This is a genomic window from Acinetobacter sp. RF15B (assembly GCF_007558235.1).
Classification (GTDB): Bacteria; Pseudomonadota; Gammaproteobacteria; order Pseudomonadales; family Moraxellaceae; genus Acinetobacter; species Acinetobacter lwoffii_C.
In genome coordinates, this window is the sequence record NZ_VLSR01000017.1 from 1 (window position 1) to 25518 (window position 25518).

Here is a 25518-nt window from a genome sequence, read left to right on the forward strand (position 1 = left end):
CTTCTTGAGTAAGATGAGTATAGTTCATGATGCAACTTTGACTTTGGTCGGTCGGAAGCAAAATGCTAGCTCATCTTGCTTCCTTCCAATAATTTAATCTCTGTTGCACTTCATTTGAGAATCCAAGTGATAAAAAAGCGGCTGAACTGAGTCGCTTTTTTATTGGAATATGAGTTTTAGAGGCATTTCTATCAAGACACAGGAACCGGTTTTAAAACTAGATTTTGCAAATATAAAATTTCCTAGCCACAGCTTGGTAGCTGGCCAATATCTTAGCTGGCCGCCCTGCGTTTTATGGCCCTGAATCATTACTCCGGCAGGATGAACACTAACAACTTTATTTTCATAAGTGATTTGCTATTGGTTTTATTATTCAAACCAAAAAGCGATGCCAAGGCACCGCTTCTGAATAATCCTTTAGACGAATTACATCGGATAATCTTCTAGACAGTCATAAATTTCGACTTGATCTAGGCTGCCGGTTTCCATTGCCAAGCATAATGCGACAACTTTTATCGTATCTGTCAAAGATTTTTCATCTTTTAAGTCAATGCCTTGCTGTAATTCCTGCATACGCTCTGCCGGAATTTCAAGTGCATGCGCTGTTTCCGTTGCGTCCACTTGGTTAAAGAAGTGCGAAATTGCGTCTTTCAGTTCTGCATCCGATGCATTCAAAATTCCTTGGTTCAACTGCTCTGTCAGCAGATCAGTTGAAGAAGATAAAGCTTGAGAGAATTTTTGAGCAAGGTTTTGACCCAGCACATCAGTCATCTTTAACATGGAGATACCTTCAACAATAAAGGAGAAAAGGGAGAAAATAACCCAAAGGGATGTTTTAAATTGGTTGAAAATTAACCTATATTGAGTGGAAATGCAAAGCTTTGTAGATGACTGAGCAGTAGGATAATTTAAGAGAATAAGCCTTGAAATATATAACTATCAGATAAATATGAGCTTAAATGGGTTTTAGAGCCAAATTTGATTTTTTGGAGCTATATTAAAGGAATTATTTAGTAACATTTTGCCGATACGCCCCTGGACTTACACCTGTCCATTTTTTAAAAGCCCGATGAAATGCGCTGACTTCCTGAAAGTTCAATTGTTCACTGATGTCTTGCAAACTTTGGGCGGTACGGGTTAACAGCTCAATTGCGGTATCACGTCGAATCTCATTTTTAAGCTGCTGATAACTAAATCCTTCATTTTTTAGGCGCCGTTGCATCGTGGCTTCGGACATATTCATTTTCAGGGCCAGTTCATTGAATTCCAGCCATTCGGCGGGTGGAACCGTTAAAAGCCGTTTGCGAATTTGGGTGCTTAGCGCATAAGGGTTTTTAAACCGGACCAACAGATTGTCGGGCGTTCGCTGGATAAATTGATACCAGGAGTTTTGATCCTGCTTCACCGGCAGATGTAAATAGGCTGCATCAAACTGGATATAATTTTCGCTGGCCTGATATTCAATCTGTTCACAAAAACGGACTTTATAATCAAAATCCTCCAGCGGTGCAGCACACTTGAGTTGAATCTGATTCAGCAAAATTCGCTGTCCACTTAACCAGCATAAGAGAGAATGAATTAGCATTAGATAGGTTGCATAGCTAAACATGCGCTTGGTCTGCTTCTGGTCATAAATCAGAATATAGGCGAAATTTTCCTGAACCATGAGGGTGCTGTGCAGGTCGTCCAGAACCAGATTAAAAAATTGCAGGATTTGTTGCAGGGCTTTTTCCAGCGTGTCGGCCTGTAACAGCATTCTAGATAAGAGCTTAAAACTGCCACGGCGCATCGGATGGCTATCCATCCCGAAAAACTCATCATTCATGCTGTCGGCAAGTACAGTCCACAAGGCGGCATATTGCGCGACAGAAACCCGGGCTTTGGCTGAGTGAAGAATTTCTAGCGGAATACCGGCTTTATTTAAGATTACAGAAATATCATAGTGCTGCGCTTTGGCATTTAACAGCGCTTCATGAACCAGATCAATCGAGATCGTTCCCTTACTATATTTCAAGGCAGGTAAATGCATGGCCAGTCCAATTTTCCTTTTTTATTGTCCAAATCCATCAATCAAGATGCGATATTTGGAAATTGTACAGAATTAAATCTCTGTTTACTCTGCCTATTAAGTCTTAACTTGCCAAACTATCTTAATAGGACATTAAAATGAAGATTCAGGGAAAAGTCATTGTGGTTACAGGTGGTGCATCAGGTCTGGGTGCCGCCACCGCCACGCATCTGGTAGAGCAGGGTGCACAAGTGATTCTTGTTGATATGAACCAGGAACTAGGCATTGCCTTAGCGCAGCAGTTGGGCGAACAGGCTGAATTTGTGCAACTGGATGTCACTGATGAGCAGGTAGTAGAAAACTTTTTTGCTCAGGTGGAAAATAAATATGGTCAGCTCAATGGTCTTGTGAACTGCGCCGGAATCGCACCTTCAGCGAAGGTGCTGGGCAAGAAGGGTATTCACGAGCTTGCTATGTTCCAGAAAGTATTAAATATCAATGTGGCTGGCACCTTTAATATGTTGCGTCATGCAGCGGCATTAATTGCAAAATATCAACTGCAATCAGACGAAGAAGAACGCGGTGTCATTGTGAATACGGCTTCAGTTGCCGCCTTTGAGGGGCAGATCGGTCAAAGTGCTTATGCTGCTTCTAAAGGTGCTGTGGTTGCCATGACTTTGCCTTTGGCACGTGAGTTGGCGCGTGAAGCGATTCGTGTAATGACCATTGCACCGGGCATTATGGAAACGCCCATGTTGAAAGGCATGCCACAGAATGTACAGGATGCCTTGGGGCAGATGGTTCCTTTTCCACCACGTCTGGCCAAACCTCAGGAATTTGCTCAATTGGTCGGTCACATCTTTGAAAATAGTTATTTAAATGGTGAAGTGATTCGTCTGGATGGGGCGATTCGTATGGCAGAAAAATAAAGATTTGAGCTTAAAGGGCATAAAAAGATCGGGTAAAAACGCCTTTTTAGCTATTTACCCTGTATTAAAAAATAAGAAAGATCAGTAAAGGAAATACACTGTGCTTTTAAATGATGAACAAAAAATGATTCAGGAGATGATGCGTAACTATTCGCAGCAGAAACTGAAGCCTACCGCGGCCTTGCGCGATAAAACGGCCCAATTTCCAGCTCAGGAACTCAAAGAACTGGGTGAGCTGGGAGCGCTGGGAATGACCGTTGCCGAACAGTGGGGCGGTGCAGGTCTGGACTATGTTTCTCTGGTATTGGCACTGGAAGAAATTGCCGCCGGAGATGGGGCTATCTCGACTATTGTCAGTGTGCAAAACTCCCTGCCTTGTGGCATTACTCAGCGTTATGGCACAGAAGAACAAAAGCAGACCTATTTAACCAAACTGGCTTCGGGTGAATGGCTGGGTTGTTTCTGTCTGACTGAACCACAGGCTGGCTCAGATGCCAGTGCTTTGCAATGTAAAGCAGAACGTGATGGAGATGAGTGGGTACTCAATGGCACCAAGCAATTTATTACCACTGGCAAACATGCCCAGATTGCCCTGGTGTTTGCAGTCACCGATAAGTCTGCTGGCAAGAAAGGTATTTCATGCTTTCTGGTACCGACAGATACGCCGGGTTATCTGATTTCAGGTCTGGAAGAGAAAATGGGCCAGCATTGTTCTGATACGGCCACGATTATCTTTGATCAATGCCGGATTCCAGCTCAAAACCTGTTAGGACAGGAAGGTGAGGGCTACAAAATTGCCTTGTCTAATTTAGAATCTGGCCGGATCGGGATTGCAGCACAGTCTGTGGGCATGGCACGAGCTGCGCTGGATGCCGCAGTGGAATATGCCAATGAGCGCAAATCTTTTGGGGTGGAACTGGTTCAGCATCAGGCAGTAGCCTTTCGGCTTGCTGATATGGCGACCCAGATTGAAGCAGCGCGACAACTGACTTTGCATGCAGCTACTTTGAAAGATGCCGGTTTAGCATGCTTGAAAGAAGCCTCTATGGCCAAACTGTTTGCTTCGACGATTGCAGAGCGGGTCTGCTCGGATGCCATTCAGATTCATGGCGGATATGGCTATGTGTCGGATTTCCCCGTAGAACGTATTTATCGGGATGTACGCGTCAGCCAGATTTATGAAGGGGCTTCAGATATTCAGCGTCTGGTGATCGCCCGGGAGGTCAGCAAAATCTAAGGCGCAGGGCGAATAGGACTTTTCAAATCCTGCAGGCCTATTGATGGATATGGAAATTGTAGAAGGTGATAAAGCATGGTGAATTATTGATTCAATCGAAAAGCCACTCGCTACAAGGACAGCAACACATGCTCTGAAGCTAAAGCAGCTTTTAACCTGCCTGTAATGGACTTCGCAGGCAGTAGAGAGAACAACAATTACAACGGACACAGACACATCGTCTGGACATACAACAGAAATAGAGGTTGTCGGGATGAAGACACTAGAACAAGCATATCGCGAATTTGATTTTGACATGATAGTTCAACAACAGCTGGCAGGAACGCCGGAGGCACTCAATGCTTATACAGAATGCTGCGGACGCTATCTGGGCCAGAACCGGACTGCGCTGATCTGGGAAAGTAAAAATGGCACAACACAGCATTGGAGTTTTGAGCAGCTGGCAGACGCTTCAGCACAGCTTGCCCACTATATGACAGCACTCGGTTTGCAGGCAGGTGACTGCATTGCTGGTCTGCTTCCGCGTACTCCTGAATTACTGATTACTATTCTTGCCACCTGGCGTATTGGTGCTATTTATCAGCCTTTATTTACGGCTTTTGAGAGTAAGGCGATTGAACATCGGATTAATACGGCTCACACTCAACTGATTGTTGCTAACCAGGAACAGCGTCCAAAACTGAACGGGCTGGATATTCCTCATATTTTAACGGTGCAACCAAGTCCAGAAAATGCGGCTCGAGATGCTGATTTCTGGGCGAAGCTTAAAAAGTACCCTACCGAGTTTGACACGGTTCAGGGCGGTTTAAGTGATATTTTTCTGATGATGTTTACCTCAGGTACGACTGGTCTGGCGAAATCCGTCCCTGTGCCTTTAAAAGCTCTGCTGGCCTTTAAAGGTTATATGTTGCACGCCGTAGATTTGCGTGAAGAAGACTCATTCTGGAATCTGGCCGATCCCGGTTGGGCTTATGGTTTGTACTATGGCATTGCCGGTCCATTGAGTCTGGGGCATAGCATTATTATGGATGAACGTGCTTTTAGTGTAGACCATGCAGTTGAGATTATTAAAAAATATCAGGTCAATAATTTAACCGGCTCACCAACGGCATTCCGGATGTTCTTTGGTTTTAAAGAAAAATTTGATGCCGAAATCAGTTCATATTTACGTGTGGTCAGTAGTGCAGGTGAACCTTTAACTCCAGAAGTCATTCAATGGTTTAACCATGAACTGGGAGTAAATATCCACGACCAGTATGGACAGACTGAGCTAGGAATGGTGATCGCCAATCATCATGCACTGGATCATCACAAGAAAATTGGTTCAGCCGGTTTTGCGATTCCGGGGCATCGCTTTGCAGTGCTTAATAATGACCTTCAGGAGGTAGCAAAAGGTGGCATTGGTACTTTGGCGATGGATTGTACTGCTTCACCGCTGATGTGGTTTGAAGGCTATGGCGGTCATAACCGGAAGGCTTTTGCCGGCCAGTATTATTTAACTGGTGATACGGTCAAACTAAATGAATATGGCGGGGTTGATTTTATCGGACGTGCTGACGATGTCATTACAACTTCAGGGTATCGGGTGGGACCTTTTGATGTGGAAAGCACCTTGCTTGAATGTGAAGAAGTGCTGGAATCTGCTGTGATTGGCAAGCCTGATCCGGAGCGTACCGAAATTGTGAAAGCCTTTGTGGTATTAAAGCCACAGTGCTTGGCCAGTGAAGAGCTGAGGCTCAAACTTCAGCACTATGTACGTTCACGACTGTCCAAGCATGCTTATCCCAAAGAAATAGAGTTTGTGAAGGATTTACCAAAAACCTCAAGCGGTAAAATTCAACGCAACCTGCTCAAGCAACAAGAAATTGCAAAAACTCAGGACATTCAACAGGTCAGTTAATAATTTTACTTATCTTAAGGTCGCGGTTGCGGCCTTTTTTTATCGGATTTGATTTGGTGAGGTCTAAAACTGATTAAACTCAATAACTGCTCTTTGTGATTACAATGTCATTTCATTTTTCTGGGAAATTTAAGTTTATCAAAAAATTAGCCCCTTTTAAAAAGAGGCTAAAAGGAGAGAAAGGTTTAAAAATTATAAGTTTATTTTCGCATGTTCTGCATCTGGCTTTTCCGGTTTTCCAGTAACATTGCCTTTGAGTACTTTAAGTAAATGCGTCACTTTATTGTCGGTAATATTCCAGTATTCTGCACTGAAGGCTTTGGCCACCAGAACACGAATACTAGGATCATCCTTGCCGTCAAACCAGTTTTCCGCCCACGGATTCCATAATTTTTCAATGAGTGCACGATCGGTACTGATTTCACCATGCGCACTGATAGACACATAAGTATCATCCGAAGGCTTGGCAAATGACAGGCCTAAATGATGGCGTCCTGTAGTGATGGCCTGCACAATATCATTGGTATCTTTCATAATGAAATATAAGTTCTGGTTTTCATTCATTCCCTCAAAATTCAGCATTGTCATAGGCTGAGAGTGGATTTCTTGAGTCTCGGTCTGATGGCTGATCATGGTAAAACGAACACCTTTAATCAATTCCCATAATTTTTCACGATCATTATGCTCTGAATAAGATTCGGTCATACAAATTCTTCCTTCTATTTTAGATGGGGTTTTCTGGGTGACTACTTAAACAGCTTAATCTGATTTATAGGAGCAGGCAGAAGGTCTCACTGAACTTATACATTTTCAAACTGAAACACAGAGTGTGAATACAGAAGCACTCAAAAGAGTGCTATCTATTAAAGTTCGTTCAACAGAATAAGCAAAATAAGCGCCATGAATAAAGGCAGCATTCAAATGATTTCTACTTGATGCTGCGGGTTAAGCTGATATGCTATTTGACGCCCAATTGCATTCTCCTTTATTAAATCGCTATTGAAGCGCTGTGACATTGATCACATTCTTATTGGTATGACATTTCCATATTTCTATAAAGGTAATTTTTGGGTAAGCGCTTTTTAAACATTTTGGAACAAGGAAAGACGTTGTCTACATTCACGATGGATGCTATCTCCCCGGAACTTGAATTGACAGATGCCGAATTGCACCTGTATAGCCGTCAGATTTTATTAGAGGGCTGGGATATTGAAGCACAGGAACGACTGAAACTGTCAAATGTCTGTATTGTGGGGTGTGGCGGGATCGGTTGTGTGCTGGCAGAACTGTTGGCGCGGGCTGGTGTGGGTAAAATCACCCTGATTGACCCAGATACGATTGAGATGAGTAATCTGCAACGTCAGCTGGCTTTTACCCCCGAAGATCTGGGTTTCTATAAAGCAGAAATCCTGGCTAAAAGGTTGAGACAGATTAATCCGCATGTACGGGTTGAATCTATTAATCGGGCTTTAACGACTGAAAATGCGACTGCTCTCATCCAGCATCAGGACTTGGTGCTGGATGGTTGTGATCAGTTTGCAACGCGTTATCTGGTGAATCAAAGTTGTGTAAAATTAAATGTGCCCTTATTGAGTGCCTCTGCCATTGGATTTCAGGGGCAGTTATTTATGATTGAAGGGGATTCCGCCTGTTATGCCTGTCTGTTTCCTCCAGAAAATCAGGCAGATGAAAGCCTGCGTTGTGCGGATTCAGGTGTGTTGGCCACCACACCCAATGTCATGGCCAGTTTGCAGGCCCACCATGCTTTGCTTTACCTGGGCTTAGGAAAAATGCCATTGAGACAGAAGTTTCTGCTGTGGGATGGCCTCAATTTCAAACAGCGAATTTTAAGTTTCCAAAAAGATACAGATTGCCCGGTTTGTCAGGCAAGATAAGCCTGCAAATTTTATTTTTTTTGCTACACTGCGTGTAATTAATTTTTCCTAAGACATTATGAAAAACAATATCTGGTTAGATGGACTTCGTTCAGTGGCCCGTATGGGAGAAACTGCGGTCGTTGCAGCAAAGGCGGGCATTAAATATGCAACTGAAAAGCCGAGCAATGCCAAACTCATGCGTGAAACTTTTGAATCTTTAGGTTCGACTTATATCAAGCTCGGGCAGTTTATTGCCAGCACACCTTCGCTGTTTCCGCGCGAATATGTAGAGGAGTTTCAGGGCTGTCTGGATCAAACACCGACTTTGCCCTTTAGTTATATCCAGCAAGTCTTAGCCTCTGAGTTTGCTGATCGTAATCTGGATGAAATTTTCGCTTCAATTGATGAAACGCCGCTAGCGTCTGCTTCTATTGCGCAAGTTCATGCTGCCAAGCTGGTGTCTGGCGAAAATGTCGTGATTAAAGTGCAAAAGCCGGGTGTGGAAACCATTCTTTACACTGACCTGAATGTGCTGCACTGGGCCACCAAGCTGCTGGAAAAAGCTGTACCTAAAGTTAAATTTGCGTCTCTGGCCGATATTGTGGAAGAAATTAAAACCCGCATGGTACGTGAAGTTGATTTTATCGAGGAAGCGCAAAACCTGGATGATTTTGTCAACTATCTCAACGTGACCAATAATCAGGCAGCAACAGCACCTAAGGTTTATCATCAATATTCTACCCGTCGGGTCTTAACCATGGAGCGTCTCTATGGGGTGTCATTGACGGACTTTGAAGTGGTCAAGAAAATTTCTAAAGATCCATCACAGGTGTTAATTACTGCAATGAACACCTGGTTTGGTAGCTTGATGATGTGTAATAGCTTCCATGCGGACTTGCATGCCGGTAACCTGATGTTGTTGGAAGATGGCCGGATCGGTTTTATTGATTTTGGTATTGTGGGGCAATTGAAGCCAGAAGTCTGGACTGCATGTATGGCCTTTATGGAGGCTTTGCAACACACCAATTATGAATTGATGGCAGAGAACATGCTAAAAATGGGCATGACTGCAGTCGAGATTGACACCAAAGTTCTGTCAGCCGATCTTGAGCGTTTATTTAGCGGTGTACTGATGTCTGATCCTCAGGAGCTACTGAGTTCAAATCCTGCTGATCTGAATGATATCATGATGGATATGGTGGCCGTCGGTGAACGTCATGGTATTCGTTTCCCACGTGATTTTGCCCTGTTATTCAAGCAAATGCTGTATTTTGATCGCTTTATGCGAATTCTTGCACCGTATACCGATATTTATGCCGACCAGCGTCTGCAAATGGTGCAGGATATGGATCCTAATCTGCTGTTAAAGCATTAATTAAATCCCGCTTATCCTTTCTTTCATTCAAGTAAGGGAAGGATTTCCCCAAAAAGTTCTTTTTTATTCAAGGAGGGCTTTGGGGAGTTGACTTATCAATATCCTATTCTCGAGTGATCAAATGGACGCAATTATTATTGAAGGCTTAAAAGTCGATACGGTGGTCGGCTGCTTTAATTGGGAGCGTCAAATCATTCAGCCTTTATTGCTGGATTTGACCATCCATACCAGTCTGGAACAGGCATCACAATCAGATAGGCTGGACGATACGCTAAACTATGCCGAAATTTGTGAGATTTCAGCACGTGTGATTCAGGAAGCACAGCCAGAATTGATCGAACATGCAGCAAAATTGGTGCTGGATGCGCTTTTTACTACCTTTGAAAGTATAGAATCGATTATGATTACGATCCGTAAGCCTGCCATCATCGCGCAAGCCAATTCTGTAGGGATACGTCTTGAACGCCACCGAAACGATATTCGCCTTAGCACTGGCGAGTAATTGTCATCCACAGCACCATTTTCAGACTGCACAGCAATGTATTTCACAATGGGGAGAGGTAAAATTCTCGCCTATATATGCAATTCCATGTCGTGATGCGATTGGTTCAGATTACTGGAATGGCGCCTGTCTGCTATCCAGCCATATTTCTGTTGAGGAATTAATCAATTTTCTTAAGCAGCTGGAAGCAGACTCGGGACGGGTACGTCCATCCCATCAGATCACTCTGGACGTCGATTTAATTGCATGGGGGCCTGATCTGGCCCATATGCAGCTGAATGAGAAAAAACTGCCGCTGGCATTGGATGTCAAAATTCCTATGTGGGATGTATGGAAAAATGATCTTTTTCAACATCAGGCACACGCTTTTCCTGTTATCCAGCCTTAAGACCTGAATATTAATTGCTTCATTAGACGATATAGTTTTAAGCTAAATGGATGACTTGTTTATTATTGATTTTTGATCAATTTGGATAAATCGTCTTCAAATAGTCTGTTTTATTATTTTTGGTGCTGATGAACAAATAAAAATAATTATAAGTATAAAAAAAGCTTGTTTTAATGGGAAGGAAATAATTTTTTCGATTTTAAATTGGCATTATTTTTATCTAAATTAAGTTTAAAATAGAATACAACGTGGATTTAAGTCCGCGTTATATTCATTCTGATGTTCAGAATAGCGATATTGTTATGAACTAACAGGTACTAAATCTTCTTTGATCATCACATGGTGGATTTCTTCGTCCACCGCAGCGATCATCATCTTATGTTAGGGCGAAAAAAAGCTCACCTTACGATGAGCTGTTGGGCTTGGTTAGCAATTAGATATAATAACTGGTTTGGGTCATTAATTTTGAAATTGCAGTCATGGTCATCCGTACGGGAGCAGGCAAATCTACGCCACCTGCGGCCAGCGCTGTATCGCGGTGATGCAGCTCATCTTCATTCATTTGCTGCAAAATGCGTCGGGAGCGCTCGTCTTGCGCGGGAAGCTGACGAATATGATGCTGCAAATGTATGCTGACCTGACGCTCAGTTTCTGCCACAAAACCCAGACTATATTTGTCACCCGCAATTCCGGCAATGGCGCCCATACCAAAAGACAGACCGTACCAGACCGGGTTCAGCAAACTGGTATGACTGTCCAATTCTTTAAGCCGGTCTTCACACCATGCCAGATGATCCTGCTCTTCAATAGCTGCCTGTTGCATTTCCCGACGAACATTGGGAAGCTTTGCTGTCAAAGCCTGCCCGTGATAGAGTGCCTGGGCACAGACTTCACCACTGTGATTAACTCGCATCAGGCCAGCGACATGGCGTGCATCGCTCACCGTTAACTGGGTCTCTACCAATTGGGCTGGATTTTCACGTTGTGCAGAAGTACTCCCCGGAACAAGACTGCGTAGTGCCTGGTCAAAGGAATGAATAAGTTTATCGACACCTGTATATTGACGCATGAATTAATCCTCCAAGGGGGCGTTTGCGGTTTTGAGCATGGATTTGAGCCGGTAGAGTAGCCAGACAGTGAAGATGCCACTCAAGACTGCGGTAATACAAAAAAGTATTTTAAGATCAAACTCTAGAACGCTTAAAATAATAATTGAAAATATAGCAGAAGATACCATGAAAACAGCATTCAGGATGTTATTTGCAGCAACCACACGCGCACGATGTGAGCGAGGAGAATGAGCCTGCATCATGGCATATAACGGGACAATATAAAAACCGCCACTGATGCCCAGCAAGGTTACTGCCAGCATGACATGATAATAGCTCCAGCCTTGCTGAAATACCTCAGCCAGGCCGAGCAAAGCACCGCTACGTTCAGGAATGGCAGCCAGGCTTGCTGCCAGATAGAGGGCAAAAATAACCAGCCCAACTGCACCAATCGGAACCATTTTAATATTGACTTCGGTGCCGCCCAATCTGCGGCATAAATAAGAACCAAGGCCAATCCCGACTGAGAAAAAAGTCAGCAGCAGGCTGGCTACATTTTCCGAGGCATGCAGGTTTTGTAGGGTCAGTTGGGGAATCTGGGTCAGATAGGTCGCCCCATAGAACCAGTACCAGGAGTTACCCAGTAAAATTAAAAAAATCAGCGGCAAGCTTTTTGCATATTTTAACGTCTGAAAACTGGTGCGAAAAAAATTCCAGTCAATCTGAATGTCGGGGGCTGGAATACTCTGTTTCAATATAGAGCGACTAGACCAATACCCCAGCATGGCAATTGTCAAGATAGTCAGACTAATCCAGAGCAGATGACCATTTGAGGCTGCAATAACAGTGCCGCCCAGAATCATACCAAACAGGATGGCCAGTGATGTGCCAGACTGAAACAGGGCATTTCCAGACATCAGCTCATCTGGCTTCAGGACTTCAGGTAAAATGGCGTATTTAATCGGGCCAAAGAACGTGGACTGGGTGCCCATCAAAAACAGGGCAAAGAGCAAAATCCATAAATTCCCCAGTAAAAAACCGATGGTTCCCAAAATCATAATGACGATTTCTAGAATCTTTAAATAACGAATCAGTTGGGCACGTTCATATTTGTCAGCAATCTGTCCGGCAGTGGCTGAAAAAATGAAATAAGGCAGGATAAACAGCAAGGCAGCCAGGTTGTTCAGCGTGCTGATATGGGTACTCTGTTGAATCCAGCCATAGGTGATGACCAGTAATAAAGCCTGTTTGAAAACATTATCATTTAAGGCGCCAAAAAACTGGGTCAAAAACATCGGTAAAAAACGACGGGAGCCCAGCAGATGTTCGTTATTATTCATAGACACGTGCTACATTAAGTTTTATGAAGAAATGTGAGAGATGCGTAAACATTCGGAAAAATCATGTAAGATACTTTCGGCTAGGTGAAGGTAAAAACCAGTAATTTAAGTTCTTTAGCTTATATTTTTTGGTCAAATAATCAATTAAAGAATGTATTTGTTTAGAGTTTGCTATGCTTGCAAAAAGAAATTTTAAAAAAACGATGCTGAATCGTAGTATGGGGAACCTCATACCACATCATGGCCGGACATGGCTGTGTATGAGCATATTTTTTATGATGTGGTCACATCAGGGCATAGCACAGACTGAACAGGCAGCAGACACTCCAGTCGCAGTGTCCCGAACGGAAAAGGTTGAAGAGCTGTCTCAGGAAGCCCTTCGCCAAGGTCTGGTTAATTCCGAAAGTGAAGCGGTCGAAACCATACAACAGGCACTGGTGCCGCAAATATCCGTTGATAGTATGCAGATGTTGCAAGAGCAGCAAAATGCCGGTGGTATTCTGGAAGAGTTTAGTCCAATTGAATTTGAAGATCTGGAAAACCTGCCGATGCAGAGTATTGACCAGAGCATGGCCAATGAAATTTACCGTGTCGCTGAAGAAGCTAAACGTGAAGCACAGGATTATCGCAATACCCAGCAGACTGAAACGGTGGTAGATATCAGTCAGCAGGAATTGCTTGAAATAAATCAGGCGCCAGTAAATGTTGATCAGCTGATGCAGTCTATTCGGGCAGATAGCAACATTAGCGTACAGAGTAATGAGGCGGCTCGGACTTTAAGAGATATTCCGGGGCCGACCGAGCCGGAAGATGCCAAAAAGCCCAATATCGTAAAACGACTCTGGTATAAGCTGCGCCCACCACGTCAGATCATGATCGCCAGCACACCCCGGATCAGTGCTGAAGTCATCATTATGAATGGGAATGGTACTGCCGAGAGTAATGGCGTACTGAATCGTAGATATGAGTCTGAAGCTTATAATAATTTAAGCAATAATATCCGTGCCAAACTGTCCAGTTTTACGCAGGAATCCTTTGAGGATTTTTCTTCGGCATTGCCCCAATTACGCAACCTGTCCAAGCAGGCAGCGCAGGCAGTGGGCTATTATAATGCCGAGTTTAAGTTTGAACGAGTGTCGGATAGTCGCGTAAGAGTCCGGGTAATACCCAATGAGCCCGTACTGATTAGCAGTCATCAAGTGGAATTTACCGGACCCGGGGCAGAGCAGCCACAATTCCAGGTTATTGGTCTTTTACCGGAACAGGAAGAAGGTGATATTTTCAATCATGGTGCCTATGAAACCACCAAAGGCAGGATTGTTGAGGCAGCCAGTCATAATGGCTATTTCGATTCCTTCTGGCGCCTGCATGATGTATTGATCAAACAGCCGCAAAATACAGCGGATGTCAATCTGCGCTTTGAAACCGGTGAACGCTATAAGCTGGGACAAGTTGAATTCAGAATGAGTGATCCTGAAAAAGAATTTCCGCTGGACCCAGATATTCTGGAGAGTCTGGTGACCTGGAAAGATGGGGCTGACTATGCCTTCTGGCGTGTCAATAGCCTGGCCAACAACCTGACCAACTCGCGTTATTTTAACTATACACTGGTTGATGCGATACGTCCTGATCCGGTGGACAGAGAGCTAGAACTGGCTCCTGATATTCAGAACCTGATTGAACAGCAGAAACTGGAAGAGGGTGGTTCTACCGCAAATGTTCCTCAAAAACCGGCTACTTCTACTGAAGTCACGCAAAATGTCGTGGATGAAAGTCAATTTGCTGGTATACAGGATCAGGAAAATCCGAGTCTTATGAGCTTGCGTGTGGAGCAGAAAAGCAAGGAAAATGAGCAGGACCGTTTAAAAGCACAGGCACGTGAAGAGAAGAAAGTTCCGGTCATTGTGACTTTAAATGCAGACCGCCTGAATAGTGCTGAAGTCGGTATCGGTTATGGTACAGATACTAATGTACGCTTACGTGGGCAGTATCGCCGTGCCATTGTCAATAAACGTGGTCATTCATTTGACGCCAACCTTGAGCTTTCCGGGATCCGCCAGTCAGTTGATGGCCGCTATAATATTCCATATCATCATCCTCTCAATGACTATGTCAGCATTGTGGGCGGGTATGAACGTGAAGAGCGGGAAGATGTCGCTCAAGATACAGGCCTGCTAATTGAGTCGGCCGTACTAGGCGCAGACCGGCTTATTAAAAATCCACTGGGGAATTGGCAGCAGGCCTTTGGTGTGCGTTATCGTCTGGACCGGCTGACACAGGACGGTTCGGTTGACTTTAACCAGATTCCAGAAGCTTTTAGATTTAATTCCGCTGCTGAGCAGCAGTCTCTTCTGTTTGGTTATGAAGTGTCACGCACGGAGAGTGACCGCCGGATTAATCCGACCAAAGGCTTTAAGCAGATTTATAAGGTCGAACTTGGGAGTGAGGCTTTATTGTCTGATGCCGATATGGCCATCCTTAATGCGGGCTGGCGTTTTATCTATTCATTGGGAGAAAATGCTGACCATCAATTTGTTGGTCGTGCCGATCTGGGCTATATTTTCACAGAAGATTTTGCCAAAGTACCTTATAACCTGCGTTATTTCAGTGGAGGCGATCAAACCATTCGAGGTTTTGATTATAAGAGTCTTTCGCCTGAAATTGATGGCTTTAAAGTTGGGGGGCAGGCTTTGGGTGTAGCCTCACTTGAATATAATTACCAGTTCAGGGAAGGCTGGCGAGCTGCAGTCTTTGCAGATGCCGGCAATGCCTATAATGAGGATTTTAGCAATCCGACTGAATATGGTGCGGGGTTGGGAATTCGCTGGGCCTCACCGATTGGCCCGATTCGGGTTGATGTTGCAACCGGATTATCAGATGACAGTCATCCAATCCGACTGCATTTCTTTATTGGCTCACCGTTATAAAACATTCATTTTTTAAAAAGATTTATTTGGGTACGTTATGGTCGAAAACCAACCACAGCCGGAACAAGAACAACCAAAGAGAGTGCCAAAGCAGCGCCGTATATTGAGAAGTATCCTATTGTCGGTACTTTTCTCTATCATTTTTTTGCTCTCTGTTCTGGCAGTTCTGTTTTCGACTAATCAGGGCAGCAAGTTTTTGCTGGAACAGGTCATGCAACGCCAGCAGATTATTCATTATGAATATGAAGGCGGGAATTTATGGCGTGGGATCATTTTAAAAAACATCCTGGTCAGTCTGGAGGCTGTAGATGTCAAAATTGACCGGGCTGATGTTACCTTGGGCTGGCGTGCGATACTCAAAAAGGAAATCCATCTCAATAACGCAGATGTGACGCATTTGCAGGTGATTAATAAAGGTCCTTCCAGTAATGAACCTTTCAAGTTTAATGCAATCCGTCTGCCTTTTGAGTTGCGTGTCGATCATCTGCTGCTTGACCATCTGCTAATTAAAACCCAGACCACTGCGGTGGATGTATTTAATATTGAATTAAATGATGCCTTATGGTCAGGAACTGAACTGAATTTTGAAGATTCCCGTATGGATATGGGGTATCTGTCGGTACGCGAAGCGAGCGGAAAAATGCAGTTTGAAGGCAAGTATCCACTTGATGCTCAAGGTATTGTAAATCTGCCTGCGTTAAGAGAAAGCCTGAATGTCCATGATATTCATCTACGGGCAAGAGGTACGCTGGATACGATTCAGGCCGGCGTTGCCACGAATACTCCTGATCTGCTGACCGGATGGGTAATCTTGCATCCGATGCGCCCTCATGTACCGATGAAAGGTGAGCTGAAGTTTAAAGAATATCACTGGCCAATTCTGCCTGAACAGAAGCTGTTTACTCAGGATGGTATTGCTGAATTTAATGGGGATATTGAACGCCTGAATTTAAATGTGCGCACTGACCTGAGCGGAGAAAATATTCCGCGAGGTGAATATAATGCGGTGATGCATACCGATCTGGTCAATCAGCTTAATATTAGCGACCTGAATGGACAGCTCATGAAAGGTTCAGTCAGCTTGGTAGGAACTGTGGGCTGGTCAGACCGGGTGGATTGGGAACTAAGCGGTCGTATGAAGGGGATTGATCCCAAGCATGAACGTATTCCACAAGTGCTTCAGGATTTTTTGCCGCCTAGTCTGGATGGCAAGATAGCCTCAGCAGGTCATCTGGAAAAGGGTATGCATCTGACCGCTCTGGTCGATTTTGACCGCTATGAAAGCTGGAAGCTCAAGCTGGATCAAGCCCCACAAAAAGCTAACAAGCCGGAACCGATGCTACTGGATGTTGCCTGGAATAATATTGATCGTGCTGTCCCTTATATTGGCTGGCTGAGCAGTGACTCAGGGGATGTCAAACTGGCACTACGAGAAGGTCAGCAAAACATCCATGTGGCGACCAAGGTGAGTAGACATGAGGACGGCGTGCTGCCGCCAGGAATGTATCGGGCGCAGCTTGATCTCAAAGATAATATTCTGCGAGTGCCAGACTTTAATTATGGTGCTGATGCACAGGCCGGCAGCTTAAGCGGTAATGCGGTCATTGAGTTGCCGGACGAAAAACGTCAGCTGAAATGGAGCACCGTATTAAATGCCAAGGAGCTGAATACACAAACGATTGCTGCGGCTTCACCCATTGACCGTTTAAATGGTCAAATCAAGGCGAATGGCTATGCGCAACCAAATCAGCAGATTATTAAAGTAACGGGTGTGGATTTAAGCGGCAGACTGGCTGATCAAAATGAAACCGTACATTTAAAAGGAACCAGTGGAATTGCCCTGTTATTCCATAATGAAAAAGCCGGCGGCGGATTTAAGGGCTATGCGGTGAATTATAATGGTTCATTAAGCAGTAGCCAGTTAAAAGCCAGCAAAGGGATGCTTAAAGTACGCCTGTCTGGAACGCCGGATATGTTGCGTATCGCAGAGCTACGACATGATGGAATCGCCGGGAAAATCAATGCCAATGGTCGCGTTCATCTGGCTAAAGGAATTGGCTGGGATATTAACGCCTCACTCATACGTTTTAAGCCACAATATTTTAATGCCAAGCTGAAAGGCGAGATTTCAGGCAACATCCAGACCCGTGGGCTGTGGTCAGATCAGCTGAAACGTATTCAGATTCAACGTTTGAACCTGGCAGGGATATTAAACGACAAACCGGTTCGGGGCACAGGTAATCTGGCGGTCATTATTAATTCAAATCAGCGTGGCTTTGTACCGGAGCAGTTTGAAGCCAATAATCTGTTTCTGTCTTATGCTAGCAACCAGATTCAAGCGACCGGCAATGCGCAGAACTTGCAGTTAAAAGTGAATGCACCCGCCTTGTATGAGTTATACCCAGGCTTGAAAGGCCGGGTACAAGGTTATATTAATATGCAGTCCCAGCCGCGTTTGCAGGCTTCAACCAATCTTGCGATTGATAATTTAGCCTTTAAGCGGCTGTTCAGTGTGCAGCAGGTTCGGGTGCGCGGTCAGCTACCGACTTCACAAAACACGCCGACTTTATTAACTGCAACTATGGAGCGCTTACGTAGCGGATCACGGGAAATTGCTCATGGAGAGGTTTCTCTGGCGGGTACCCGTTCTGCACATATTTTAAAGGTTCGGGCAGAAAACCGCCTGTCAAAATTCTTTATCCAGCTGGCGGGTGGTTTTAATGCGCAAAATAACTGGTTGGGCCAGATTCAAAATGGTGACTTTGACTCCTTAAGAACTCATCTGGTGCAACGTCAAAATGTAGCGGTGATTTATAATACTGCTCAATCTGATCTTTTCATTGGTGCGCATTGCTGGATGAGTCAGCAAAGCCAGTTGTGCTTTGATCAGCCTGTTCGGGTGAATCCAGCGCGAGGCAATGTCTCTTTTGTGACCAAAAACCTCGACCTGAATGACTTTAGTGCCTTCTTGCCTGAAGGCTTGGCTCTGACCGGTAAAATTAACGGTTATGCCAAAGCTTCATGGGCTAAAAATGCCAAGCCAAAAATTGATGCCCGTCTGGTCACCCGCAGTGGTGTGGTCGGACTGTCTTCTGAAGATCCGGAATATCTGGGTTCGACCCTTCAGTATGATGAAGTGGGGCTGATCGCCAAGAGTGTTGCCCAGGGTTTACAGATTCGTTTAGATGTGAAAACGCCGGATATTGGTACGGGTTATGCCAATGTCATTATTGATCCGTATCAGGACAGCAAGCCAATGCGTGGTGAGATTGCCTTTAATCAGGTGCAGCTCAAAGTGTTTAAGCCATTTGTTCAGGATATCCGAAATCTGGAAGGGATTTTATCCTATGCCGGTAAGGTGGGCGGCACATTAAGAGATCCATTACTTGAAGGCGAAGTCCGGGTGAAAGATGCTGCCATCAGTATGATTTCCTTGCCGGTGAATCTGACCAATGTCCAGCTTTATTCATCCATTCGCCAGAATAGCGCCACTATTAATGGTGCATTTAATAGTGGTCGTGGAGCAGGGACGCTGACGGGTTCGGTTGATTGGAAAGGCGATCCGCGTGTTCAGTTAAAGCTGCAAGGGGAAAATCTGCTGATCCGTCAGGCACCGCTGATTGCTGCAGTGGTTACTCCTGATTTGTCCTTGGATATGTATCCATTAAATAAAAAGCTCAGCCTGCGTGGCAAGGTAGAGGTACCACGTGCGCTAATTTCCATGCCAGAAGCCTCTGAACCGGTGGTGGGTCTGTCTTCTGATGTGCGCGTTGTGCATGAGGGGGATGATCAATTGGCCATTTTAAATGCGGCACGTCCATGGGATATTCGAGCAGATGTTGCAGTGTCTTTAGGTGATCGGGTCATTTTCCAAGGCTTTAATAGCCGGATTCCACTGGCAGGTCGGGTTAATTTATCTCAGCGTGGTCTGGAAACAGCAATGCGGGCCAATGGTGCAATTGGGGTATCACAACGGGTGAAGATTGAGGCTTATGGTCAAAGTCTGGACCTGACCCGTGCTATTGCCCGTTTTAATGGTGAGTTGACAGATCCGACTCTGGATATTGATGCCAATAAAACTGTACAGGGCAGCACCGTGGGAGTGCGTGTAACGGGTACGGCATCGAGTCCAAATATCCAGATTTATAACGATGCGGGCCTGTCTGAACAGGAAGCTCTCAATGCCTTGATTACCGGGCGGATTAATGAAGGTGCCTCTAGTCTAAGTCAGGCGGAAGGCTTTAGGTCTGATGTTAACAATACTATTGCTGCGGCAGGGATCAGCCTGGGCTTAGGTGGTACCCGTGCATTAACCAACCAGATTGGCCGGAGTTTTGGTCTAAGCGGTCTGGCGCTGGATGCGGAGGGCACAGGTGATGATACGCAAGTATCGCTAACAGGTTATATTACGCCAGATCTTTATATCCGTTATGGGGTCGGAGTATTTACACCAGTCAACAAATTGACTTTACGTTATCAGGTAAACCAGCGCTTATATCTGGAAGCGAGTCAGTCTCTCGAACGGGCCATTGACTTGTTCTATAACTGGCGTTTCTGATTTAGAGACAATATATGTTGATATAAGTTGTTGTTATTTAATTCGTTATTCATTCAGTCTACATAGGAATGTGTGGAATGTGTAGACTATATAAACTGTTGAGTAATTTCAGGCTTAAAATACAAATGTCAAATTGGTAACTTAGGCCTGAAAGGCCACTCAACAAAACGAATGCAGATACGATGGCATTGATTGAAAAAGGATACACTATCTGTCTTGTCTGGGATCTGATTGGTTTTTTAGTTTAAGCCATTCTCAGAAATTTACCGATTATATTTGGCCTATCAACAACCTGCGTGACCAAAGTATGCGTCAGTTTGTCATCTTGCTGTGTATCCTGTGCACAGCTTATTTAGCTTGGACAGAGCGAGTAGTATTGCCAAGTATCATCATTTAAGATTGCTTTTAGCAAGGAGAGGGCATATAAAATTTTGACCTATGGTAAGTTGATAATCCTCCCGACCAAAGACTGGACTGCAAATGCTTTTGTGGCGTCAGCTGCGAAGCAAGTGTATGAATCTAAGAGTTAAAAAAAGCCCTCAGGTTGAGGACTTTTTTTAATAATCAAGGTTTAATTCGCGAGATTACTTTTGACTTTTCAGCTTCTTTTTCAATTTAGCTAACTTGTCTTTGTGTTTAGATATTTTCTTAAGGCGAGCTTTAATTTTTTGCTTCAGGGATTTTACTTGCTTAGCCACAATGTTGCTCCTCTGTTGGTGTATCCGCTGACTGATTTTTTTTAATAAAACTACGGATGAATTTTCTTAACTCTCTAGCTGCGCTTGTATCCAGGCTATCACATAAGTGAATGAACTCATCACGCTCAGCTGTATTGATGCGAATTAAGAGCTGACCATCTTTTTTATTAAGCTTGGTTTTTTTGGGTAACTCAGTCATATCATGTTTCCCCACCAAAGCTAATAAATAAAATGTATATACAAAGTATATGCTGAACAGCATTTAGTCAATCACCTCTTATAAAACTCCAACAGTCAATATCCTATCCTGACTAAAATAATTCTGGGTCAAGCTACCATAACTCTTTGAAAAGAAATGATTATGTAGTCTGTATGGCCTGATAGTAAGTTTTTGTTGCTTAACTTCCATTGAATATCTTCCAAGCTGCGGCAGTTTTTCATTCTGTATAAAATATAATTAAATAAAGTCAACAAATTAAAACCTATATGCTCAGAGCTGATGCATTTCACGATAGGAACACAATCTTTTTAATGAGGGCTTTGTTTTTAAAAAGTTAATACGCAACGCCAATATTCTTGAGTCTGAACACCTGCTATCATGTTTATTCCCCTCGACCATAAATCACAAAGGAATAGCTATGACTAATCAGACAGACCAAAAATCTAGTCCGCAAAAAGAATCTAATGATGATAAAGGAAAGCAGGAGTCTTATAAAAATACAGAGCCCAAGAAAAAACCGAATGCAGAACCGGAGAATCCACTGAAAGAGCAAAAATAGCTAATTCAACTTTAAAAAGCCCTCTGGGTGAGGGCTGATGATAAAAGTTAGATATTTGAGGAGTATAGATCATGAGGCTTAGATCAGCTTACAGAAAACTTAAGCTCAAGCTATCTAAACAGTTTACAAAGCTATTGCTCATGGCCTGAAGTTTAAATGAATGAAAAATAGCCTAAGTTATATGGGGAGATCTGAGTGAATGCTATTTCTCATTCTTTGGAATTACTCCTTAAAAGTATCGTTCAACGCCGTTTGTACGGCTTCAACACGTGCCTTGCATGCTTTATAAGCGCTCATCGATTCTTCTACAATTTTCATCAGGTTGTCGATATCTGGCTCTTGCTGAGATTCAAGCAATTCAGCATTTTTTTTCAGGATGTTATAGCCTTCCTGAAAGCTTAAAGTGTCATGACTCATGAGAATTTACCTGTGTAAGTTGTACGGAGAAAATACCATCGTGTAATTCCACTTGAACGGGTTGTTGCACATCTAGTTGACGGACTGAGCGAACCACCTGATCTTGCTGGCGTACGATGGAATAGCCTTTAGCAAGAACATGACGCGGATTTTGTAATAAGGTTTCCCGCATCAGGGCATCCAGCTGTTGGCTGATAAGTTGAGTATGTTGTTGAGCTAGATGCGAGGTATCAGCTTTAAGCTGTTCCACTAGCTGCACGGCATAGCTGAGTTGATGGCTGGCCAGATTTTGTATCAGCTTGAGATATTGATCATTCTGGTTTTGATAGGCCTGAATCTGTTGCTGGGAAAGACGCTGAATCTTTTGCAGGTTTTGCATCAGCGCTTGGGTGAGCTCCACGATATGATTACGGATACCTGCAATAACTTTACTCGGTGTATCAAAGGAACGATGCGCAATTTCATCCAGAATTGTCCGGTCTTTTTCATGCCCAATGCCTACCCAAATCGGGACTGAGCGTTTACACAGCAGGGCAGCCAGCTCATAGTCATTTAAATAAGCCAGATCATTCACCGAACCACCCCCTCGAATGATAACGATCAGATCGGGTGCTTGGCTAAAAGTTTGTGCCCATTGTCTAAGTGCTTGGGCCAGACTTTGCATAATATTTTGCGGAGCCGTATTTCCCTGAAAAGTGGCGCTGTGATAAATAAACTGACAAACCTGTGCACGCTGCAATGCATCAGCATCTTTCTTGAAGTCACCCAAACCAGCAGCATTTTCAGGGGCGATTACCAGAATCCGGTTCAGATCAAAAGGAGCCGGCAGTTTTTTATTACGATCAATCAGTTTCTCAACAGTCAGCTTTTCTACGATCTGTTGATAACGTCGGGCAATGTCACCTAAAGTATAGCTAGGGTCAATCCCTACAATATTTAAAGAAAAGCCGTATTGTGGGTCAAAACTGGCCTTGACCTTGAGCAGAACTTTTAAATCACAGCTGAGCTCAATTCCGCTGTGCCGCTCAAATTGGGTGACAATTTTTTGGGCACTAAATTTCCAGATTGTGGCACGACAGCTGGCAATGACCCGATCTGTTTCAGCTTCTTTTTCTGCCAGTTCCAGATAGTAATGACCCGCTTTTATATTCAAGTTACGAATCTCGGCGGTCACCCACACCGGCTGATCGAAAGTGAGTTTAACCACTTCCTGTACCGTAGACAGATATTCTTTCAGGGAGAGTTGAGCGTCGTTTTGCATGCCGGTATAAAGTGTATTATTCAATCGAATATTAAAGCAATATGGCAAACTTCACAAATCTCGAAGCTGATGAATGGGGCAAGTATTCCAGGATTTTAAAGCTTTTAAGCTCAATAAAATTGAGCATTTTATAAAATATGTAATGACATTATAATGTCTTTGTACTGTAAATTTCCATGGGTTTGATCAGTCATTATTCCGGAAATCAACACAGGAAGTCTAAATAGCTTTATATTCTTCAACTGATTTAAGCAATCATGTAGATCAATTAACAGATCACCACAAAATAGAATCCCCTTTTAGGAAAGAGACTCGGATTGAAAAATCCTGAGACAGGTAGGATTAAAAGAATGAGGGGTTGTGCTTTTAATGCTCGGTTAAGCGCTTAATAATTCAAACGAAGGATAGATTCAGGATTATGCGGCTGTAGTACCGGAAGATTTTGATCTTGTCCTTCCATATAAGCATAATCTGCCAAACTTAGCATTTCTTCATCTTCTTCACTATTTCCATAAGCATAAATTTCAGTAAAGTTTTCAAGGGGATATTTTTTCATTACCCTGATTTTCTTTTGTTCTTTACTACAGTCCGCAGTACGGTACATGCCTGTTAAATAGTCATTTTGAATGTCAGTTTCGCTACAAATCAGGTCGATTTTCAGATAGTCACAAATCGGCTTCAAGTATAGATCTATGGAGGCTGACACCAGAACCACCTGATGGCCGAGCCGTTGATGCATTCTCAATTGCTCGAACAACTTGGGATTTAATTTAAAAACTAGCTGTTCGGCATAATCCTGAGCCAATTGCTGAATATCGATAGCATTACTATTTTTGAACATGCTGGCATAAATTTTAGGGCGCATCGCATGAGCAGGATAGAGCTTGAGATAATAGGCCTGAATCCACGGCAAAATACGAATACCGCGTTTCAGAATATGCCTTTTCGACAATGCATGGAAGATGAACCCGGTAAAACTGTCATCAGGATACAGGGTGCCATCAAAATCGAATAAGGCTAGAGTTTGAGATTTTTGACTTTGCGTATGCATGTTTGATATCGACCATCGACACGAGTGGCAAACCAGTTGGTATTATAATCCCGGCTGAGCTTCGGACCAGAAATTACCACTTCCGGCATTATGGCATAAAATGGGGTTTTACCTGTTTTCTCTTGGTAAAGTTTACTGACGCCTCGATAGGTCATGGTGTTTTCAAAGCTTTCTTCTTTTTCTTTCTTTAAGTCGGCCCGAATCTGGCGTTCAGTAATAACAAAATTATTTTTTGCGAAAACATGGATGAGCTCACGTTCTGACTGGCTCTTCTGTGCACGTATGCCACCATCTTTATTATAAAGTAATAAATCCCCATCTAGGCTGAGCTTAGTCTCGGTCAGGCTATTGAGCATCTTCTGGAAGGCTGCATTTCGACTAGAATATTTACCTGAATTATAATCTGCAAAACGGTAAATCGGTTTGTCATAGTTTGTCGGATACATCATCAGCCGATGAATACCATAATATAAGCCGCCGTATTGGGTGTATAAGTCGCTGCGCAACGCTGCAATATTTCCTCCCTGACGCTTATATTCTTTGGCATAACTAATATGAACCTGCATGGAACCCAAGGTGGTGATCGGATTCAACTTCTCACCAATATTTTGACCGAACAGTTTGGCGGCACCCGTCAAGGCACTGACACGATAATGCTTGGCCATGTAGTCAAAAATTTCACGATACAGTTCATCAAGTTCACGTTCGGTTTTCACCCGGCGCATTTGACTTAGATAATTATCTTTTGGATCCGGATGGTTTCTTAGTACATCCTGAAAATAACCCGCCACTGTTCCACCAATCGATTCGCCCAGTTTATCCTTGAATTTTTCTTCTAGGCGATCCTGCACTTCCTTCACGGCTTTTTCGCCCAAACCTAGAACCACAGGATCGGCAACAAAGTTAGATTCCTGATCTACCACAGCTACAATAGTACAGATATTCTCTTTGGTTTGAGGAATGCCGAGCTGCTCGGTAATGTCATAAATATCCTTGGCCCAAGACTCGCGGTCATTGACCCGGGCTGGAATGGCTTTACGAATATGTTCAACCTCAAGGGTGGGTTCATGATCTTTAGACCACCAGGAACCATTACCGCAGCCCAGCAAACCTACAGATAGTGTAAGCAAAGACAGGGACTTAATAGAAAAAGAAAGAGCAGGTTTTTTGTTCATGATGCTGTAAATCAATTGAAAAGATGAGTGAACAAAGCAGATGCAGT

At 43.7% G+C, this 25518-nt stretch carries 20 protein-coding genes; 10 read left to right on the top strand and 10 right to left on the bottom strand.

Going from position 1 to position 25518, the window contains the following annotated elements; all coding sequences use genetic code 11:
- Positions 1-426: 426 nt before the first annotated feature.
- The gene (locus E2K74_RS11480) at positions 427-780 is read right to left on the bottom strand and encodes a hypothetical protein (RefSeq protein ID WP_151204121.1); all 354 of its coding nucleotides are present in this window, start codon (positions 778-780) and stop codon (positions 427-429) included.
- 226 nt (positions 781-1006) lie between these two features.
- Positions 1007-2029: an AraC family transcriptional regulator gene (locus tag E2K74_RS11485; RefSeq protein WP_151207703.1), complete on the bottom strand. Its 1023-nt coding sequence runs from the start codon at positions 2027-2029 to the stop codon at positions 1007-1009.
- A 137-nt stretch (positions 2030-2166) separates the two neighbouring features.
- Here E2K74_RS11485 and E2K74_RS11490 point away from each other — a divergent pair, with 137 nt between their 5' ends.
- The 3 genes from E2K74_RS11490 to E2K74_RS11500 all read left to right on the top strand — a co-directional run bounded on the left by E2K74_RS11490 (position 2167) and on the right by E2K74_RS11500 (position 6074).
- Positions 2167-2937 (top strand): 3-hydroxyacyl-CoA dehydrogenase, encoded by a 771-nt coding sequence (locus E2K74_RS11490; protein WP_151207705.1) that lies wholly within the window; start codon positions 2167-2169, stop codon positions 2935-2937.
- Positions 2938-3037: 100 nt separating this feature from the next.
- A complete protein-coding gene (locus tag E2K74_RS11495) occupies positions 3038-4174 on the top strand; it encodes an acyl-CoA dehydrogenase family protein (protein ID WP_151207707.1) in 1137 nt (378 codons plus the stop codon).
- Between the two features lie 253 nt (positions 4175-4427).
- The gene (locus E2K74_RS11500) at positions 4428-6074 is read left to right on the top strand and encodes an AMP-binding protein (protein WP_151207709.1); all 1647 of its coding nucleotides are present in this window, start codon (positions 4428-4430) and stop codon (positions 6072-6074) included.
- Between the two features lie 192 nt (positions 6075-6266).
- On the opposite strand, the gene E2K74_RS11505 is transcribed toward E2K74_RS11500, so the two are convergent.
- The gene (locus E2K74_RS11505) at positions 6267-6779 is read right to left on the bottom strand and encodes a pyridoxamine 5'-phosphate oxidase family protein (protein ID WP_151207711.1); all 513 of its coding nucleotides are present in this window, start codon (positions 6777-6779) and stop codon (positions 6267-6269) included.
- 419 nt (positions 6780-7198) lie between these two features.
- Here E2K74_RS11505 and E2K74_RS11510 point away from each other — a divergent pair, with 419 nt between their 5' ends.
- From E2K74_RS11510 to E2K74_RS11525, 4 genes are all read left to right on the top strand, one after another.
- Positions 7199-7969, top strand: a complete 771-nt coding sequence (locus E2K74_RS11510) for a HesA/MoeB/ThiF family protein (RefSeq protein WP_151207765.1) — start codon at positions 7199-7201, stop codon at positions 7967-7969.
- A 58-nt stretch (positions 7970-8027) separates the two neighbouring features.
- Positions 8028-9326 carry an ABC1 kinase family protein gene (locus tag E2K74_RS11515; RefSeq protein WP_151207713.1) on the top strand — a complete coding sequence of 433 codons (1299 nt, stop codon included), beginning with the start codon at positions 8028-8030 and terminating at the stop codon, positions 9324-9326.
- Positions 9327-9447: 121 nt separating this feature from the next.
- Positions 9448-9828 carry a dihydroneopterin aldolase gene (gene folB / locus E2K74_RS11520; protein WP_151204128.1) on the top strand — a complete coding sequence of 127 codons (381 nt, stop codon included), beginning with the start codon at positions 9448-9450 and terminating at the stop codon, positions 9826-9828.
- Positions 9785-10216: a 2-amino-4-hydroxy-6-hydroxymethyldihydropteridine diphosphokinase gene (locus tag E2K74_RS11525; protein ID WP_151207715.1), complete on the top strand. Its 432-nt coding sequence runs from the start codon at positions 9785-9787 to the stop codon at positions 10214-10216. The genes folB and E2K74_RS11525 overlap by 44 nt, the downstream gene beginning before the upstream one ends.
- 433 nt (positions 10217-10649) lie before the next feature.
- Here the strand turns inward: E2K74_RS11525 and coq7 are convergent, their stop codons facing one another.
- On the bottom strand, positions 10650-11285 hold the full coding sequence (gene coq7, locus E2K74_RS11530; RefSeq protein ID WP_151204130.1) for a 2-polyprenyl-3-methyl-6-methoxy-1,4-benzoquinone monooxygenase: 636 nt from the start codon (positions 11283-11285) through the stop codon (positions 10650-10652).
- Positions 11286-11288: 3 nt separating this feature from the next.
- Positions 11289-12605 (bottom strand): MFS transporter, encoded by a 1317-nt coding sequence (locus E2K74_RS11535; RefSeq protein ID WP_151207717.1) that lies wholly within the window; start codon positions 12603-12605, stop codon positions 11289-11291.
- Positions 12606-12778: 173 nt separating this feature from the next.
- On the opposite strand from E2K74_RS11535, the gene E2K74_RS11540 reads away from it, so the two are divergent.
- Complete coding sequence (locus E2K74_RS11540) at positions 12779-15532, top strand: autotransporter assembly complex protein TamA (RefSeq protein ID WP_151207719.1); 2754 nt, start codon at positions 12779-12781, stop codon at positions 15530-15532.
- 37 nt (positions 15533-15569) lie between these two features.
- Positions 15570-20090: a translocation/assembly module TamB domain-containing protein gene (locus E2K74_RS11545; protein WP_151207721.1), complete on the top strand. Its 4521-nt coding sequence runs from the start codon at positions 15570-15572 to the stop codon at positions 20088-20090.
- A gap of 690 nt (positions 20091-20780) precedes the next feature.
- On the opposite strand, the gene E2K74_RS11550 is transcribed toward E2K74_RS11545, so the two are convergent.
- Positions 20781-20987, bottom strand: coding sequence for a hypothetical protein (locus E2K74_RS11550; RefSeq protein ID WP_151207723.1), 207 nt, complete (start codon positions 20985-20987; stop codon positions 20781-20783).
- Between the two features lie 439 nt (positions 20988-21426).
- On the opposite strand from E2K74_RS11550, the gene E2K74_RS14730 reads away from it, so the two are divergent.
- A complete protein-coding gene (locus tag E2K74_RS14730; protein ID WP_162850572.1) occupies positions 21427-21567 on the top strand; it encodes a hypothetical protein in 141 nt (46 codons plus the stop codon).
- A 222-nt stretch (positions 21568-21789) separates the two neighbouring features.
- On the opposite strand, the gene xseB is transcribed toward E2K74_RS14730, so the two are convergent.
- The 4 genes from xseB to E2K74_RS11570 form a co-directional block, all read right to left on the bottom strand.
- Positions 21790-21984 (bottom strand): exodeoxyribonuclease VII small subunit, encoded by a 195-nt coding sequence (gene xseB / locus E2K74_RS11555; RefSeq protein ID WP_151207725.1) that lies wholly within the window; start codon positions 21982-21984, stop codon positions 21790-21792.
- Positions 21974-23245: an exodeoxyribonuclease VII large subunit gene (xseA, locus tag E2K74_RS11560; RefSeq protein ID WP_151207767.1), complete on the bottom strand. Its 1272-nt coding sequence runs from the start codon at positions 23243-23245 to the stop codon at positions 21974-21976. The genes xseB and xseA overlap by 11 nt, the downstream gene beginning before the upstream one ends.
- Positions 23246-23630: 385 nt before the next feature.
- Entirely contained in the window at positions 23631-24296 is a 666-nt protein-coding gene (locus E2K74_RS11565; RefSeq protein WP_151203175.1) for an HAD family hydrolase, read from the bottom strand.
- Entirely contained in the window at positions 24263-25471 is a 1209-nt protein-coding gene (locus E2K74_RS11570; RefSeq protein WP_151207727.1) for a DUF1615 domain-containing protein, read from the bottom strand. Before E2K74_RS11570 ends, E2K74_RS11565 begins: the two co-directional genes overlap by 34 nt.
- Between the last annotated feature and the right edge of the window lie 47 nt (positions 25472-25518).

Bases quoted from the DNA above. Each gene is read 5' to 3' on its own strand.
- E2K74_RS14730 (WP_162850572.1), top strand. From the start codon at position 21,427: ATGACTAATCAGACAGACCAAAAATCTAGTCCGCAAAAAGAATCTAAT.
- E2K74_RS11510 (WP_151207765.1), top strand. From the start codon at position 7,199: ATGGATGCTATCTCCCCGGAACTTGAATTGACAGATGCCGAATTGCAC.
- E2K74_RS11535 (WP_151207717.1), bottom strand. From the start codon at position 12,605: ATGAATAATAACGAACATCTGCTGGGCTCCCGTCGTTTTTTACCGATG.
- coq7 (WP_151204130.1), bottom strand. From the start codon at position 11,285: ATGCGTCAATATACAGGTGTCGATAAACTTATTCATTCCTTTGACCAG.
- E2K74_RS11550 (WP_151207723.1), bottom strand. From the start codon at position 20,987: ATGACTGAGTTACCCAAAAAAACCAAGCTTAATAAAAAAGATGGTCAG.
- folB (WP_151204128.1), top strand. From the start codon at position 9,448: ATGGACGCAATTATTATTGAAGGCTTAAAAGTCGATACGGTGGTCGGC.
- E2K74_RS11485 (WP_151207703.1), bottom strand. From the start codon at position 2,029: ATGCATTTACCTGCCTTGAAATATAGTAAGGGAACGATCTCGATTGAT.
- E2K74_RS11565 (WP_151203175.1), bottom strand. From the start codon at position 24,296: ATGCATACGCAAAGTCAAAAATCTCAAACTCTAGCCTTATTCGATTTT.
- E2K74_RS11480 (WP_151204121.1), bottom strand. From the start codon at position 780: ATGTTAAAGATGACTGATGTGCTGGGTCAAAACCTTGCTCAAAAATTC.
- E2K74_RS11545 (WP_151207721.1), top strand. From the start codon at position 15,570: ATGGTCGAAAACCAACCACAGCCGGAACAAGAACAACCAAAGAGAGTG.
- E2K74_RS11505 (WP_151207711.1), bottom strand. From the start codon at position 6,779: ATGACCGAATCTTATTCAGAGCATAATGATCGTGAAAAATTATGGGAA.
- xseB (WP_151207725.1), bottom strand. From the start codon at position 21,984: ATGAGTCATGACACTTTAAGCTTTCAGGAAGGCTATAACATCCTGAAA.
- E2K74_RS11500 (WP_151207709.1), top strand. From the start codon at position 4,428: ATGAAGACACTAGAACAAGCATATCGCGAATTTGATTTTGACATGATA.
- E2K74_RS11540 (WP_151207719.1), top strand. From the start codon at position 12,779: ATGCTTGCAAAAAGAAATTTTAAAAAAACGATGCTGAATCGTAGTATG.
- xseA (WP_151207767.1), bottom strand. From the start codon at position 23,245: ATGCAAAACGACGCTCAACTCTCCCTGAAAGAATATCTGTCTACGGTA.
- E2K74_RS11570 (WP_151207727.1), bottom strand. From the start codon at position 25,471: ATGAACAAAAAACCTGCTCTTTCTTTTTCTATTAAGTCCCTGTCTTTG.
- E2K74_RS11490 (WP_151207705.1), top strand. From the start codon at position 2,167: ATGAAGATTCAGGGAAAAGTCATTGTGGTTACAGGTGGTGCATCAGGT.
- E2K74_RS11515 (WP_151207713.1), top strand. From the start codon at position 8,028: ATGAAAAACAATATCTGGTTAGATGGACTTCGTTCAGTGGCCCGTATG.